18 protein-coding genes and 1 tRNA gene are annotated in these 15326 nt (G+C 72.3%); 15 read left to right on the top strand and 4 right to left on the bottom strand.

Annotated elements, in window-relative coordinates; translation table 11 throughout:
- Positions 1-5 precede the first annotated feature (5 nt).
- The 9 genes from MF672_RS09430 (at position 6) to MF672_RS09390 (ending at position 9052) form a co-directional block, all read left to right on the top strand.
- Positions 6-1247, top strand: coding sequence for a metallophosphoesterase (locus MF672_RS09430; RefSeq protein ID WP_242373346.1), 1242 nt, complete (start codon positions 6-8; stop codon positions 1245-1247).
- A gap of 73 nt (positions 1248-1320) precedes the next feature.
- Entirely contained in the window at positions 1321-1920 is a 600-nt protein-coding gene (locus MF672_RS09425) for a helix-turn-helix domain-containing protein (RefSeq protein ID WP_242373345.1), read from the top strand.
- Positions 1921-2059: 139 nt separating this feature from the next.
- Positions 2060-4096, top strand: a complete 2037-nt coding sequence (gene tmk, locus MF672_RS09420) for a dTMP kinase (protein ID WP_242373344.1) — start codon at positions 2060-2062, stop codon at positions 4094-4096.
- Positions 4097-4105: 9 nt separating this feature from the next.
- On the top strand, positions 4106-5278 hold the full coding sequence (locus MF672_RS09415; protein WP_242373343.1) for a DNA polymerase III subunit delta': 1173 nt from the start codon (positions 4106-4108) through the stop codon (positions 5276-5278).
- 30 nt (positions 5279-5308) lie between these two features.
- The gene (locus MF672_RS09410; RefSeq protein ID WP_242373342.1) at positions 5309-6223 is read left to right on the top strand and encodes a permease-like cell division protein FtsX; all 915 of its coding nucleotides are present in this window, start codon (positions 5309-5311) and stop codon (positions 6221-6223) included.
- Positions 6224-6340: 117 nt separating this feature from the next.
- Positions 6341-6868 (top strand): sigma-70 family RNA polymerase sigma factor, encoded by a 528-nt coding sequence (locus MF672_RS09405; protein WP_242373341.1) that lies wholly within the window; start codon positions 6341-6343, stop codon positions 6866-6868.
- Positions 6865-7950 (top strand): permease-like cell division protein FtsX, encoded by a 1086-nt coding sequence (locus tag MF672_RS09400; protein WP_242373340.1) that lies wholly within the window; start codon positions 6865-6867, stop codon positions 7948-7950. Before MF672_RS09405 ends, MF672_RS09400 begins: the two co-directional genes overlap by 4 nt.
- 118 nt (positions 7951-8068) lie before the next feature.
- Positions 8069-8896 carry a PSP1 domain-containing protein gene (locus tag MF672_RS09395; RefSeq protein WP_242373339.1) on the top strand — a complete coding sequence of 276 codons (828 nt, stop codon included), beginning with the start codon at positions 8069-8071 and terminating at the stop codon, positions 8894-8896.
- Between the two features lie 82 nt (positions 8897-8978).
- A tRNA-Thr gene (locus MF672_RS09390) sits at positions 8979-9052 on the top strand.
- A 102-nt stretch (positions 9053-9154) separates the two neighbouring features.
- On the opposite strand, the gene MF672_RS09385 is transcribed toward MF672_RS09390, so the two are convergent.
- The 4 genes from MF672_RS09385 to MF672_RS09370 form a co-directional block, all read right to left on the bottom strand.
- Positions 9155-9487 (bottom strand): hypothetical protein, encoded by a 333-nt coding sequence (locus tag MF672_RS09385; RefSeq protein WP_242373338.1) that lies wholly within the window; start codon positions 9485-9487, stop codon positions 9155-9157.
- A 61-nt stretch (positions 9488-9548) separates the two neighbouring features.
- Complete coding sequence (locus MF672_RS09380; protein WP_242373337.1) at positions 9549-9923, bottom strand: hypothetical protein; 375 nt, start codon at positions 9921-9923, stop codon at positions 9549-9551.
- Positions 9924-10292: 369 nt separating this feature from the next.
- Positions 10293-10835 (bottom strand): DUF3027 domain-containing protein, encoded by a 543-nt coding sequence (locus tag MF672_RS09375; protein WP_242373336.1) that lies wholly within the window; start codon positions 10833-10835, stop codon positions 10293-10295.
- A gap of 27 nt (positions 10836-10862) precedes the next feature.
- The gene (locus MF672_RS09370; protein ID WP_242373335.1) at positions 10863-11936 is read right to left on the bottom strand and encodes a helix-turn-helix transcriptional regulator; all 1074 of its coding nucleotides are present in this window, start codon (positions 11934-11936) and stop codon (positions 10863-10865) included.
- Positions 11937-11999: 63 nt separating this feature from the next.
- Here MF672_RS09370 and MF672_RS09365 point away from each other — a divergent pair, with 63 nt between their 5' ends.
- From MF672_RS09365 to MF672_RS09340, 6 genes are all read left to right on the top strand, one after another.
- The gene (locus tag MF672_RS09365; protein WP_242373334.1) at positions 12000-12587 is read left to right on the top strand and encodes a DinB family protein; all 588 of its coding nucleotides are present in this window, start codon (positions 12000-12002) and stop codon (positions 12585-12587) included.
- Positions 12587-13024 carry a VOC family protein gene (locus MF672_RS09360; RefSeq protein WP_242373423.1) on the top strand — a complete coding sequence of 146 codons (438 nt, stop codon included), beginning with the start codon at positions 12587-12589 and terminating at the stop codon, positions 13022-13024. The genes MF672_RS09365 and MF672_RS09360 overlap by 1 nt, the downstream gene beginning before the upstream one ends.
- An 84-nt stretch (positions 13025-13108) precedes the next feature.
- Entirely contained in the window at positions 13109-13507 is a 399-nt protein-coding gene (locus MF672_RS09355; protein ID WP_242373333.1) for a hypothetical protein, read from the top strand.
- An 82-nt stretch (positions 13508-13589) separates the two neighbouring features.
- Entirely contained in the window at positions 13590-13922 is a 333-nt protein-coding gene (locus MF672_RS09350) for a DUF4326 domain-containing protein (protein WP_242373332.1), read from the top strand.
- Positions 13923-14015: 93 nt separating this feature from the next.
- A complete protein-coding gene (locus MF672_RS09345; protein WP_242373331.1) occupies positions 14016-14543 on the top strand; it encodes a DUF305 domain-containing protein in 528 nt (175 codons plus the stop codon).
- Positions 14544-14606: 63 nt separating this feature from the next.
- Positions 14607-15311 carry a FadR/GntR family transcriptional regulator gene (locus MF672_RS09340; protein ID WP_242373330.1) on the top strand — a complete coding sequence of 235 codons (705 nt, stop codon included), beginning with the start codon at positions 14607-14609 and terminating at the stop codon, positions 15309-15311.
- The last annotated feature ends 15 nt before the right edge of the window (positions 15312-15326 follow it).

The following is a 15326-nucleotide window of genomic DNA, read 5'->3' as shown; positions in this document are numbered from 1 at the left end:
CCTATGTGATTGTCCTGGTCTTCGTCGGCTTGATCCTGCTGGCGCACTACTACCTGTGGCACCGGCTGGTGCGCTCGACCACCGCCCCTGGACGGCTCCGCAAGGCGCTGACCTGGGGCGTCGTCGTGCTGATGGCGCTGGTCGTGGCGACGTTCGCGAGCACGCGGGCCGACTTCGGGACCTGGCTGGCCTGGCCCGGCTACCTGTGGCTGGCGATGGTGTTCTACCTGTTCCTGTTCCTCGCGGTGCTGGAGATCCCGCGGGCCGTGGCCGTGGTGCTGCTGCGCAGGGCCGAGCGGCGGGGGGCGCCCGCGCCCGAGCCGGTCGCGGTGCTCGCGGGCACGCCGGCGCCGGACGACGTCCTCGCGGGGGCTCCCAGCGCGGCCGAGGAGCCGGTGCCGCCGCCGGCCGGGGTGAGCAGGCGGCTGTTCCTGGGACGCGCGGGCGCGGCGGTCGCGGGGGTGGGCGCGCTGGCCACGGTCGGGTACGGCGTGTCGAGCGCGCTCGGCGACCCGGTGATCGAGCCGGTGAGGATCCGGCTGCCGAAGCTGGACCCCCGGATGAACGGCCTGCGCTTCGCCGTGGTCAGCGACATCCACCTGGGGCCGCTCACCGGCCGCGCCCACACCGAGCGCATCGTGCGCATGGTCAACGGGCTGGAGGCCGACGTCGTCGCGATCGTCGGCGACCTGGTCGACGGGTCGGTCGCGCGCCTCGGGCCGCTGGCCCGGCCGCTGAGGAGCCTGGAGTCGCGGTACGGCGCCTACTTCGTGACCGGCAACCACGAGTACTTCGCCCCAGGCGGCTTCCTCGAGTGGATCGACGAGCTGGACGAGCTGGGCGTCCGCTCGTTGCGCAACGAGCGGGTGGAGATCGCCCACCAGGGGGCCGTGCTGGACCTCGCCGGGGTCAACGACCTCAACGGGACCTCGCAGGGCGACGGGCCGGACTTCGCCAGGGCGCTCGACGGGCGGCCGGCCGGGCGGCCGGTGGTGCTGCTGGCGCACCAGCCGGTGCAGGTGTTCGACGCCGCCAGGCACGGCGTGGACCTCCAGCTCTCCGGGCACACGCACGGCGGGCAGATCGCGCCGTTCAACCTCGTGGTGGGGCTGCAGCAGCCCATGGTGTCGGGGCTGGCCACCATCGACGGGGTGCAGGTGTACACGACCAGGGGGGCCGGCTTCTGGGGGCCACCGGTGCGCGTCGGCGCGCCGCCGGAGATCACCATGCTGGAGCTGCACGCTTGACGTAAGGTAATGGAGTGGTCACGGGACGCCATCATGCCGTAGTATCCGAGCGGATACGGTTGGTGAGGTGAGCATGACGTCCACAGGGGAGGCGGCCGAGGGCTCGGTGATGGAGGCCGGGGGCTCGGTGATGGAGGCCGCGCTGGCGGCCGACGTCGCGGCTTGGGCCGAGCGCGGCGGGCTGCTGTTCCGGCAGGCCAGGCAGGCGGCGAGCATGAACCAGCGAGTGCTGGCCACCATGAGCGGCACGTCGAGGACCACGTTGTCGGCCTACGAGCACGGTAGGAAGTCCCCGACGCTGGAGACCGCGGGGCGCATCCTCGACGCGGCGGGCTTCCGGCTGGTGCTGGAGCCGAAGGTCGGCTTCACGACGCGGGTGACGGGCGACGGCCGCCGCTTCCACGTGCCGAGCCGGCTGCCCCGGCTGCCGGTCGCCGCGGCGCTCGGCGTGGCCCGGCTGCGCGGGCGCGATTACGACCTGGCCGAGCGGGGGGCGCGGCGGGCGGCGTACGCGCTGCTGCTGAGCGAGGGCACCGAGCAGGAGGTGCGCGACCACGTGGACGGCGTGCTGCTGGCCGAGTTGTGGGACGAACTGGACCTGCCGCCCGATATCCGGGCGGCATGGGTGTCATTGGTGGAAGAAGCTCGACATGGGGCCGGAGTTAGCAATTGATGTCGATTTCGGGGGCCTATTCCAGGTGTGTAACCTGCGCACCGGCCCGTGGACGTAATACCCTCGGCCACGAGCCGCCGGGAATATCCGGCTCGTCTCTAGTCCGACCGCTTCCGGCCAACCTGGATACGCTGAAAAGATGACTGCCCCCGGCCGACGCCGCCCCGCTCACGTGCTGGCCAACGCGCCGTTCCGACGGCTCTGGACGGCCATGTCGGTGTGCAGTCTGGGTGACTGGCTCAACATCCTCGCCCTGACCGCCCTGGCCGCCAACCTCACCAGCGGCGACGACTACCGCGTCCAGTCGCTGGCCGTCGGCGGCGTCTTCATCGCCAAGATGTTGCCGGCCGTGCTCCTCGGGCCGCTGGCGGGCGTGTTCGCCGACCGGTTCGACCGGCGGCTGACGATGTTCGCGGCCGACCTGGCCCGCTTCGCCGTGGTGCTGTCGATCCCGCTGGTCGGCAGCTACCAGTGGATCCTCGTCGCGACCGTGCTCGTCGAGTGCGTCAACCTCTTCTGGGTGCCGGCCAAGGACGCCACCGTGCCCAACCTGGTGCCGAAGGAGCAGCTGGAGGCGGCCAACCGGCTCAACCTGCTGGTCACCTACGGCAGCGCGCCCGTCGCGGCCATGTTGTTCGCGGCGCTGTCGGTGGCGGGCGACCTGGTCGCCGGCCTCGCGCCTGCCCTGACCGGCCCGGGGCTGGCGCTGGTGGTCAACGCCTGTGCCTACCTGGTGTCGGCGTTCCTGATCTTCACGCTGCGCGGCATCCCGGAGCGGGACGGCGCGATCTCCACGCCCTCGGTGCTCAAGCAGGTGGTCGAGGGCTGGCGGTTCGTCGGCGGCAACCGGCTGGTGCGCGGGCTGATCATCGGCATGCTGGGGGCGTTCGCCGCCGGCGGGGCCGTGGTGGGCGTGGCCAAGATCTACGTGCTCACGCTGGGCGGCGGCGACGCGGCGTACGGCGTGGTGTTCGCGGCGGTCTTCGTCGGCATGGCGCTCGGCATGTTCTTCGGGCTGCGGCTGCTGCGCGAGCTGTCGCGGCGGCGGCTGTTCGGGCTGGCGATCACGGTGGCCGGGCTGGTGCTGGTGGCGATCGCGCTGGTGCACAACCTCGTCATCGTGGTCATGCTGACCGTGCTGCTCGGCGCGTGCGCGGGCATCGCCTGGATCATCGGCTACACCCTCATCGGGCTGGAGGTCGAGGACGCGCTGCGCGGCCGCACGTTCTCCTTCCTGCAGTCCACCGCGCGGGTGACGCTGCTGCTCGTGGTCGCGGTGGCGAGCCCGCTGGCGGCGCTGTTCGGCGCGCACGAGCTGCGTCTCGGCGCGCTCGGCTACCGATTCGACGGCACCAACCTCGTGCTGGTGATCGGCGGCGCGCTGGCCATGACCGTCGGCCTGCTCGCGCTGCGGCACATGGACGACCGCAAGGGCGTCTCGCTGGCGGCCGACCTCATCGCCGCGGTCCGGGGCGACCGGTTCCCGGCCGAGTCGCCCGAGCACGTGCCCGGGCTGTTCGTGGCGTTCGAGGGCGGGGAGGGGTCGGGCAAGACCACCCAGTCCAGGATCATCGCGATCTGGCTGCGCGACCAGGGCTACGACGTGGTGCAGACGCGCGAGCCGGGCTCCACCAAGGTCGGCATGCGGCTGCGCGCCATCCTGCTCGACGCGGCCGAGAAGGGGCTGTCGGCGCGGGCCGAGGCGCTGCTGTACGCCGCCGACCGGGCCGAGCACGTGGAGAAGGTGATCAGGCCGGCGCTCTACCGGGGCTCGCTGGTGATCACCGATCGGTACGTCGACTCGTCGCTGGCGTACCAGGGCGCGGGGCGGGCGCTCGCCCCCGAGGACGTCTCCAAGATCAACGCCTGGGCCACCGGCGGGCTGGTGCCGCACCTGACCGTGCTCATCGACACCCCGCCCGAGGTGGGGCTGACCCGGCTGGGCGGGGCGGTCGACCGGATCGAGGCCGAGCCGCTGGAGTTCCACGAGCGGGTGCGCAAGGAGTTCCGCGCGCTGGCCGCCGCCGCGCCCGAGCGCTACCTCGTGGTCGACGGCACGCTGCCGATGGACGAGATCACCCGCCAGATCCAGGACCGCATCCACGACCTCCTGCCCGACCCGGTGCCCCGCGAGTCCGAGGACATCACGGGCACCATGCCCGCCATCCGCGACTAACCTTGGTCCGTGACCGTCTTCGATGACCTCGTGGGGCAGGACCAGGCCGTGACGGTGCTGTCGCGGGCCGCGGCGGCGGCCGGTGAGGTCGTCGCGGGCGGGCGCGGCGCGGGTATGACGCACGCCTGGCTGTTCACCGGCCCGCCCGGCGCGGGGCGAGAGGACGCCGCCCGCGCCTTCGCTGCCGCGCTGCTGTGCCCCGACGCCGGCTGCGGCCACTGCGACCAGTGCCACCAGGTGCTGATCGGCTCCCACCCCGACCTGGAGTCCGTGCGTCCCGAGGGGCTGTCCTACAGCGTCAAGCAGACCCGCGAGCTCATCCTGCGCGCGGCCGGGGCGCCCACGCAGGGGCGGTGGCGGGTCATCCTGTTCGAGGACGCCGACCGGGCCACGGAGTCGGCCGCGAACGCCCTGCTCAAGGCCATCGAGGAGCCGCCGCTGCGTACGGTGTGGCTGCTCTGCGCGCCCGCGCCCGACGATCTGATGATCACCATCCGGTCGCGGTGCCGGCTGGTGACGCTCGCGACGCCCGGCACGGAGGCGGTCGCCCGGGTGCTGTCCGAGCGCGACGGGGTGCCGTGGGAGACGGCCACGTTCGCCGCGCGCGCCGCCCAGGGCCACATCAGCCGGGCCCGGTCGCTGGCCCTGGACGAGGCCGCCCGGCGGCGCCGCGAGGCCGTGCTGGGCATCCCCCGCTCGCTCACCGGGGTGGGGGAGTGCGTGTCCGCCGCCGAGCGCCTGGTCAAGACCGCCGAGGAGGAGGCCGCCGCCGCCACGGCCGCGCTCAACGAGAACGAGACGGCCGAGCTGCGCAAGATCTACGGCGAGGGCTCCACGGGCAAGGGGCTCAACCGCGGCCTGGTGCGGGGCGGCGCCGGGGCGCTGAAGGAGCTGGAGGACCGGCAGAAGTCCCGCGCCACCCGGATCAAGCGCGACTCCCTGGACGCGGCGCTGCTGGAGCTGGTGTCGTTCTACCGCGACGTGCTGGCCATGCAGTTCGGGGCGGGCGTCGAGCTGGCGAACGACGACCTTCGTTTCGATCTGGACCAGTTCGCGAAGAAGTGCACTCCTGAGGAGACACTGCGGCGGATCGATGCGATCATGCAATGCCGCGAACGGCTCGCGGCCAACGTCAACCCGCAGATCGCGGTCGAGGCGATGATGCTGGGGCTGCGCGGCTGACGACGTGGTGCCCTACGGAGGGCTGAGCTCGTGCGTTCATGGTCAAGGCGGGGATCGGCCGCTGCGCTGGCGCTGGCGATCTCGGCGTCACCGGTCGCGCCCCTGAGCACGTCCGCGGCCGCCGCTGCCGGGGGCGAGCAGGGGGAGATCTCCGTCTTCCTGTGCACGCCTTCCACGTACGGCTGCCACAGGCGCGCGGCCACCGGCAAGCAGAGGCAGGCGGTGCGGACGCTGCTGGAGGGCATGCCGGAGCTGGACGAGGTGCGGTTCGTGAGCCGGGCCGCGATGTACGCGGGCTTCCGCGCCGACTTCGCCGCCAACGGGCCCCTGCTGAAGCGGTACCGGGCGAAGGACCTGCCGGAGGCGTTCGTCCTGCGGGTGAAGCCGGGCGTCGACCGGGACGGCGTGACGCGCGCCGTGACCGGGCGGCCCGGTGTCGCGTGGGTCTCCGACCAGGCCGACGCCGAGCGGGATCCGCTGTCCTGGAACAGCGACTGGGACGCGAGCGTCTTCCTCTGCACCGCGGGCTCGGCGGCCGGCCCGTGCCGGCACGACAGGGGCCCGGCGAACAAGAAGCCGGCCACAGCTCGCGAGCGGCAGGCCATCGCGGCGGCGCTCGCCAAGGATCCCGCGGTCCTGTCGTACGTCTTCGAGGATCAGAAGACGGCCTACCAGAACTTCAAGGAGATCTTCGCCGACAACCAGCCCCTGATCGCCAGCACTCAAGTGTCGGACATGCCGGAGTCGTACCGTCTGATCCTGCGTCCCGAGGCCGACTGGAACACCGTGACGGCGCGCTCGGCCCGGCTGCCGGGCGTCAGCTCCGCCAGCAACACCAGGTGCAGGGAGACTCTGGGGAAGCTCGACACGAAGTACGGGCTCCTCGCCTACCAGCTGCCCGAGTCGCAGGCCGTCGCGACCGCCTGCGCACCTGGCACCGGGTGAGCCGCCGCCGCGCCCGCCCGCTCGGCCGCGCGCACGCGGTGGGGCGGCCGGCCGCCGTCGCCTGAAGACAGCTGGGTGACGGGAGCAGCAGGAGTGGTGGCCGGGCGTCTCTGATACGTGGAAGTCGAACTACTCACCCAGCGAGAGGCCCTGGCGCGGCAGCGGGTCGACGTGGCGTCGATCTTCACCGAGCACCATGTGGGCCTCGTCCGGCTGGCCCTCATCATGGTCGGTGACCGGGCGACCGCCGAGGACGTCGTCCAGGACGCGTTCGCCCGCACCCACGCCGGCCGGGGGCGGCTGCGCGACGTGGACAAGGCGCTGGCCTACGTCCGGTCGGCGGTGCTCAACGGCTGCCGGTCGGTGCTGCGGCGGCGGGCGACGGTGTTCCGGCGGGCGGTGCCGTACGAGCCGCCCGTCTGGTCGGCGGAGAGCGCCGTCCTCGTGGGCGAGGAACGCCGTGAGGTGCTGCAGGCGCTGCGCGCACTGCCCGGCCGGCAGCGTGAGGCGCTGACCCTGCGCTACTACTTCGACCTCACCGACCAGGAGATCGCCGAGACCATGGGGGTCGGCGCGAGCACGGTGAGATCCACGATCGCGCGAGGGCTGGCCGCCCTCGCCCGGGCACTCGGGGAGGACTCATGAACAGCCCAGTGGAAGAACGACTGCGCGCCGCCCTGGCGGAGGCGGGCGCGACGATCGACCCCGACACCCTGCGGCCCCTGCGCGCGGCGGAGCGGCGTCGGGCCCGGGTGGACGCCCGCCTGGTCACAGCGGGGGCGGCCGTCGTGGTCGCGACCGCGGCTACCGTCGCCATGCTGGGCTTCGGGCTCGGCGACGCCGCCGGCGAGGACCGCGTGGTGGCCGCCGGCCCCTCGCTGGCCGAGCCGGGCAATGCCGACATGACCATCGTCATGTGCGCCGACGGCCCCCTGCTGTTGAAGGAGGAGCGCTGCCAGGGTCGCGCAGCCACCGCCGAGCAGGTGCGCGAAGCCGAGCGGGCGGCGCTCCGGCTCCCGCAGGTCGAGTCGGCGTACACGGTGAGCCAGAGCCTCGCCTACGACAACGTCCGCGCCGACTTCGCCCGCAACCGGACGATTCTGGACGCGGTCAAGGTCACCGACCTGCCGGTGTCGATCCGGCTGGCGATCCGGGAAGGAGAGGATCACCGGAAGGTGGAGGAGGCGCTCCGCGACGTGCCCGCGGTCCTGGGGGTCTTCGACAACGCCGCCACCGAGGCCGAGCTGTCGGCCGGGCAACGCTCGAAGGCACTGCTCAACGTCTTCCTGTGCGCCAAAGGCTCCGCCCTGCCCGCCTGCGGTGCCAGGACCGAGCCCGGCGGAGACGGCCCCGGCGGGGTCACCGTCACCAAGGAAGGCAAGGCGGTGACTCTCGCCCAGAAGAAGGCCATCCAGCGCGTCATCGCGGGGCTGCCTCAGGTCGAGGAGGTCACATTCGAGGACCAGCGGGCGGCGTACGAGAACTTCCGCCGCACGTTCGCGTCCAACAAGGCCCTGCTCAACGCCACGAAGGTGAGCGACCTGCCGGAGTCCTTCCGCGTGCTGCTCAAGCCGGAGGCCGACTGGGCCGGAGCGCTCGCCGTCCTCAGACGCCAGCCCGGCGTGGCGAGCGCCGCCTACCTGCCCTGCCAGCGGGATCGGCTGCTCGCCCTGAGCCGATACGGGCTGAGCCTGTCCGATGACCAGGTGTGTTCGCCGGGCGGGTAGTCCGGAAACAACCTCCCCGTCACCCCCTGACCGTCACCCCACGAGCCCACGTAATGTGGCAAGGAAGGCCGAAAAGACCTAGGCGTCAGGAGGCGAGCTCGAGCCCATGGGAATGATCATGGCCGTGAGCTTCACCCGCTACGGGAGGCTCTACTACCTCGACCCCGGCGAGCACAGCCCGAAAGTGGGCGACAAGGTGCTCGTCCCCACCGATTCGGGTCCGGAGGTGGCGGAGTGCGTCTGGGCGCCGCAGTACACGTCCGAGGACATCGACGGCCTGCCCGTCTGCGCCGGGCTCGCCGGCGAGGAGCACCTCACCCGCGACGAGACCAACAAACGCCGCAGGGCCGAGGCGCGAAGCGTCTCGAAACGCCTGATCAAACGGCACAGCCTGCCGATGAAGGTGGTCGGCATCGACTACCTCGACCAGGACAACGTCTACACCGTCTACTTCTCGGCCCCGCACCGCGTCGACTTCCGCGCCCTGGTCCGCGACCTGGCCCGCAACCTGCGGGCCAGGGTCGAGCTCCGCCAGATCGGCCCGCGCGACGAGGCCCGCCTCCAGGGCGGCATCGGCCCCTGCGGCCGCGACCTGTGCTGCGCCACGTTCCTCAAGGACTTCGAGCCGGTCTCGGTCCGCATGGCCAAGGACCAGGACCTCCCCGTCAACCCCCTGCGCATCGCCGGCGCCTGCGGCCGCCTGATGTGCTGCCTCAAGTACGAGCACCCCCTCTACCAGGAATTCCGCGCCTCGGCCCCGCGGGTGGGGGCGAGCGTGGAAACCCCGGAGGGCCCGGGCACGGTGGTGGCCCACAACGTCCCGTCCGACTCGCTGGTGGTCCGCCTCAACGACGGCGGCCGCCGCTGCTCCTGCTCCAAGGCCAGCGTGTGCTCCCCCCGCAAGGCGTACGACGCGACGTACGGCGAGGACGGCCAGCGGGGCTAGCGGGCGGTACGGGACATCTGGTGACCGACAGGAGCGAGAACCCTCTGGGCTCCTGTAGACTCTTTCACGCTGCACGGCACACGCCGCCTTAGCTCAGTCGGCCAGAGCACTTCACTCGTAATGAAGGGGTCTGGGGTTCGAATCCCCAAGGCGGCTCCCAGCACGAAGGCCCTCCCGGCCGGTCCGGGAGGGCCTTCCGCGTGAGTGGCCTACGTGCGGTTGCGGGTGGTCGCGGCTGGGAGGTGGGCGACGTCCTGGTCAGGCGCTGCCGCCGCCCTGCTTGCCCCAGCCCGTCAGCGTGTAGCCCAGCGGGCAGGCGACCTGGGCCCAGGAGCCGGCGCCGGTCCAGGGGGACTCGAACCACTTGTCCTTGTAGAACTTGTTGGAGCAGAGGGCGATCGCTTTGTACGGTCCGGTCGTGGCGCAGCGGACATGTACCTCGGGCGGTATCCAGTCCTTGTAGGGGATGATGACGCAGTCGGCGGCGGCGGTCGAGGCCGCCGCGAATGCCGGGGCCGCCGTCATCGGTCCGGCGGTGAGCGCGATGGCGATGCCCATGAGCGGCAGCCATTTCGTGGCGCGTCTCGTCATGGTCCGGCCTTTCGTGATGGAGGTATTCGGCGGAGCTGGTGGAGCGGTGCGGCCGGGTGATTCACCAGCGGAGCCCTATTCGCGCCGCCTCGTACCCTCTCGGCACCGACAGGGTGGGATAACCTGCTCGCACATTTCTGCACACCCACGACCGGGGCGGGTCGCTGTAGGCGAAATCCGCTCCGCATACTGAACCGCCGTCGATGTACAGGGTCCAGTGTCCGACGACGGGGTTGGAGCCGGACACGTCGACGTCGATCGAAATCGTTCCGCCGGGGAAGCGGGTCGGATAGAGCTGCAGGTCGCACCACGGCTCCAGGTTGCTGCTCACCGGGCAGTATTTCGTTCCTCCGGCGGCCTGGGCCGGCGCGGTCAGCGTGGCGACGGCGGCCGTGCCCGCCACCACGACTGTGGCGAGTTTGGCGATTAATCGCATAGCGCGGTTTCCTTTCGTGGTTCTTTTTCGCATGGTGTTTGATTCCGGCTGCGGGGCGCTTCTGTGGTCCGCCGTCGTGGGTGGCGCGGTTCGTGGTTCTGCGTGCGCCGGTTCTTCGACAATGATGAAAGGCTGCGGAATCGGTCATTTACCTTTTGCGTGAATCATTGTTCACCGAGAGGGCTCCGGCCAGGGCGTTGACCGGACATTCAGCGGCCGTGCCCGGACGGGGAGCGTCGAGGGAGGCGCGGGCGGGGCGGAGCGGCCGCGCGTTGCCTGATCCGGTCTGGAGGAGGCGGTCAGGAGCGGGTGTGGACGCCGGAGCCGGGGGTGGTTGGGGCGGGGCGGGCGGCGGCCAGGCCGGGGCTGTCAGCCGAAGGAGCCGTCCTCGCGTACGGCGAATTGTGGGCAGCCGTCGTGTTCGAAGCGCACTCGGGCGTCGAACGGGGAGGCGGGGTTGGTGCAGGCTCCGTGGTCGAGGCCGAGTTGACCGGTCAGGGCGATCCAGAAGCGGCATCCGCCGCACTGGGTGGAGTACCACTCGTCCGGCGGGTCGGGTCGGGTGGAGGAGCGGTTCATCGACTCGCGCCAGCGCGTGTGGCAGGCGTTGTTGTGGTGGTGGTCGTCACCCGTCCAGGGGCGGTCGGTGGTCATTCTGGGGGCTCGGCCGGGTCGACGTATCAGGATGATCAGGGCGGTCTGGAGGGTGAGCAGGGCTGGGGCGATGAGTGCTGCTGTGGCGGTCAGCTCTTCCTCCGAGAGGCCGCCGGCGCATCGGGTCAGGTTGCCGCCCTCGTACAGAGGGGCGCAGTCGCGGCCGAGGACCATGAGGGCGATGAACCAGTCGGCGAGCAGGAGGGGGAGGGCTCCCAGGGCGAGGAGGCCGGTCTTCGGACGGGGAGCGCGACTCATTGCGGATACGCAAGCACAAGCGGATGATCAGGGCAAGGGCGGGCTGGACATGGCGGCCAGGCGGGCGGCGAGGCGGGCGGCGGCCTCGCGGAGCTCGGGCGGGTCGAGGATCTCGGTGTCGAAGCCGAGGCGGGCCACGTGCAGGGCGAGCCAGTCCAGGTCGTCGCCGCCGGCGGTGAGCAGGCACCAGCCGTCGCGGTCGTCGGCCTCGACGCGGCCGACCTGGGGTGGGACCAGTTCGCGGACCTGGTCGGGGTGGGCGCGGAGGCGGACGCGGGCCAGGTGGCGGTACGGCGCGCCGGTCACGGAGTGCTGGACGTAGGAGGCCGGGTCCGGGTGCGGCCGGGGGCGGAAGCGCCAGGTCGTGGCGGTCACGTCGTGCATGCGGTCGAGGCGGAAGGTGCGCCAGTCGGCGCGGTCGACGTCCCAGGCCATGAGGTACCAGCGGCGGCCGGTGGCGACCAGGCGGACCGGCTCGACGGTGCGTTCGCGGGCGGCGGCGTCGTGCGCGGCGGCGGGCGCGGCGGCGTCGCGGGCGGCTCCGTCGTGGGCGGCGGCATCGCGGGCGTCGCCGTCGCGGGGGGTGGTGTAGCGGGGGGCGGCGTGGCGGGCGGCGGCGTAGCGGAAGCGGACGCGGACGGCGTCGCGGCAGGCGCGGGCGAGCGTCACCAGCAGCTCGGGGTCGATCTCGGCGGCGGGGCCGAGCAGGGTGTCGGTGGCGTTGTGCACCGCCCGCACCTCGGCGCGCAGCCGGGGCGGCATCACCTGGTCGAGCTTGGCCAGCGCGCGGAGCGCCGCCTCGCCCGCGCCGGCGACCGTGCCCCCGGACGCCAGCCGCAGCGACACCGCCGTCGCGATCGCCTCCTCGTCGTCGAGGAGGAGCGGCGGCAGGCGGGTGCCCGCGCCGAGCTGGTAGCCGCCGCCGACGCCGGCCGTGGCGTGCACGGGGTAGCCGAGGGCGCGCAGGCGTTCGACGTCGCGGCGGATCGAGCGGTCGGTGACGCGCAGCTCGGCGGCCAGCTCGCCGGCGGTCCAGGACGGGCGGCGCTGCAGCAGCGCGAGCAGGCGCAGCACGCGCTCGGTCGTCCCCTCGACGGTCATGTTTGCCATCGTGTCACGGATAGCGGACCGATCCTGTCCGGGTTTGCGGGCAAGGTGGGTTCCATGAGCGAGCGAATCGGGTGGAACCCACTGCTGCGGGAGCAGATCGACTTCCACTGGACGCACCAGCTGCGCGGCCGTCTCGACGGGCTCAGTGACGACGAGTACTTCTGGGAGCCGGTGCCCGGCTGCTGGAACGTGCGCCCGCGCGGCACCGGCACCGCGCCGGTCCAGGCCGGGTCCGGGGAGCTGGTCATCGACTTCGCGTTCCCGCCGCCCGAGCCGCCCCCGTTCACGACGATCGCCTGGCGGCTCGGGCACGTGATCGTGGGCGTGCTCGCGATGCGGAACGCCTCGCACTTCGGCCGTCCGCCGACCGACTACCAGTCGTTCGCGTACGCCGGGAGCGCGGCGGCGGCGCTGGAGCAGCTCGACGCGGAGTACGCGACGTGGCTGGCCGGGGTCGAGTCGCTCGGCGCGGACGGGCTGGCGCGGCCCTGCGGGGAGGCGGAAGGGGTGTACGCCGAGCTCCCGATGGCGGCGCTGGTGCTGCACATCAACCGGGAGCTGATTCATCACCTATCCGAAGTGTGCCTGCTTCGGGATCTTTATCACTATCGGCAGCGAGGTTCAGAAGGGAGTGGTTCGTGATGGCTCGTGAGGTGCAGGTCACGTTCGACTGTGCGGATCCTGGTGCGGTTTCGGCGTTCTGGGCAGAAGTGCTCGGTTATCGGCTGCAGGTGCCGCCCAAGGGGTTCGAGACGTGGGAGCAGGCGCTGGAGGCGAGCGGCGTGCCGCGGGAGAGGTGGAACGACGCCTCGGCGGTGATCGACCCGGACGGGGTCGGGCCGCGGCTGTTCTTCCAGCGGGTGCCGGAGCCGAAGCAGGTCAAGAACCGGGTGCACCTCGATGTGCGGGCCGCGCCGGGGCTGGCGGGCGAGGCGCGGATGGCCGCGCTGGAGGCGGAGGCCGACCGGCTCGTGGCGCTCGGCGCGACCCGGCTGCGGCGGTTCGAGCCGGCTCCGCCGCTGGACGCGGGGCACATGGTGATGGCCGATCCGGAGGGCAACGAGTTCTGCCTGGACTGACGGGAGGCGGCTTACGGTTTGCTGTGGATCGTCGGGGGCGGCGGTGCGGCCGCCCCGGTGAGGGGACTGGTCAGAGGGGGTGGGGTGCTGGGACGGCAGGTGGCCGGGCACGTAGCGTCACATGACGCGCTTATCGGGCTTGCTGGCCGACGACCCTGGCCCCCGACACGCCGGCCGCGCAGCAGGTGGCGCGTCGTCCCTGCCGCTGGAGGCGGGCTGGCGAACGCCGGGCGGCTCGGCGACAACGTCGGCGGGCAGGGCCTGGCCTACAACCAGGCGCGGGGCGGGCCAGTGGACGTCTTCGGCTACCCGGCGGGCCCGCACCCGGACGGTGACGGGCCCTACGACGGGCAGACGATCCAGTCGGCCCGACAGCGACGGGGGGACCTGCGGTACGCCACGAGCCTGTCGCCGGACTTCGACGGGGAGACGCGCGCGGTCTACCAGGACGCCGCCGTGGTCTGGACCGGCTCGATCGCGTAACGGCACGACGGGGCGCCGGCCGGCCCGGTGCCCCGAAGGCGGGCCGGGCGGGCATGCTGGCGGGGGGAGGAAGGAGGCCGCCATGGCGCGTCGGGTGAAGGTCGAAGGGGACCGGTACCACGGGTGGGTGCCGGAAGGGGCCGTGTACGTGGGCCGCGCCGCCCCGGGGCTGAAGGCGAGCCCGTACAGCAGCCCGCACAGCGTCGGGGGGCGCGGGTGCCGGGCGTGCGGCGGGCGGGTGCACGAGCGGAGCGAGGTGATCTCGTTGTGCCGGGAGCACCTGCGTGAGCATCCGGAGCTCGTCGAGCGGGCCCGGCAGGAGCTCCAGGGGCGGGACCTGGCCTGCTGGTGTCCTCTGGACCAGGAGTGTCACGGGGACGTGCTGGTGGCGGTCGTCGCCGGGCAGGAGCCCTGAGCGTCGCAGGGCGGAAGCCCTGAGCGAGGAGGGGGCCCTTGCGCCGGGCCGCGAAATCGTCAACTCTTAGGAAAGTTTCCTGTAAGAGGGGGGATGGGCGTGGTGCGCGCGACGGCGGTCCTTCTCGTTCTCCTGGCCGGATGCGGCGCGCGGGCCGCCGAGCCGCCGCTGAACGCCGACGACGTGATGTTCGTCCAGATGATGGTCCAGCACCACCGCCAGGGCATCGAGATCGCCGGGCTGGGGGCCGAGCGCGCGAAGAACCCGGAGGTGCGCACGCTGACCGCCGCCATCGAGACGACCCAGCAGGACGAGGTCGAGATGATGCTCCGCTGGCTGCACGACTGGGAGCAGCCGTTGCGGGCCGGCGAGCACGCGCATGACCACCACGGCGGCCTGCCGGAGACCGACGCTGAGCGGATCCGGGCGCTCAGGACGTCCAGGCACTTCGAGCGCGACCTGCTCAACCTGCTCATCGCGCACCAGGACGCCGCCGTCCGGATGGCGCAGGCCGAGGCCGCGAGCGGCGTCAACCCGGACGCCAAGGCGTGGGCGGAGCGGGTGGAGACCTCCCGGCGCGGCCAGGTGGAGCTGATGACGAAGCTGGTCAAGGACTCCTGACGACACCCGTGGCGGCAAATTCCGCATAGACGCCAGCCGCGAGAAGTGATTAGATCACTTGATATGTCCGAGGTGACGCGGCCCACACTGTCCGACGCTCTGACCGAGCGCATGCTGGAGCTCATCCGCACGGGCGGGCACCGGCCGGGCGACCGGCTGCCCTCGACCAGGGAGCTCTCCCAGCGCTTCGCCGTCACCACCCCGACCCTGCGCGAGGCGCTGCGCCGGCTGGAGGCCACCGGCGCGATAGAGCTGCGGCACGGCTCCGGCATCTACGTCGGCGCCGACATCGAACGGCTCGTCCTGCCCAACCCCAACATGCGCGAGATCCGCGCCGCCCGGCTGCTGGAGCTGCTCGACGCCCGCATCGTCATCGAGCCGCCGCTGGCCGCCATGGCCGCCGAGCACGCCGGCCGCGAGGAGCTGGCCGCGCTGCGCAAGGTCCTCGACGAGGCGGGCCGGCACCTGCGCGGCGAGGACGCCGAGCTGCACGACGCCAACATGTCCTTCCACCGGGCCACCGCCCGCGCGGCGGGCAACGGCGTCCTGCACGAGGTGGTCGACTCACTGCTCACCGTGCACGGCCCGGAGCAGCGCGAGATCCTGCAGATCTTCGACGACCGGCGCCGCGACTACGACGAGCACCTGGCCATCCTGGAGGCCGTCGAAGCGCGGGACGCGGCGCAGGCCGAGGCGCGCATGCGGGCTCACCTGGCCGACGTGAAGACGGTCGTCGAGCGTCGGCTGCACCCAGAAACCCCCCGGTAGGAACACCAAAGAACC

The sequence above is a fragment of the Actinomadura luzonensis genome (assembly GCF_022664455.2).
Lineage (GTDB): Bacteria > Actinomycetota > Actinomycetes > Streptosporangiales > Streptosporangiaceae > Nonomuraea > Nonomuraea luzonensis.
This window is presented reverse-complemented; position numbering and strand designations above follow the sequence as displayed.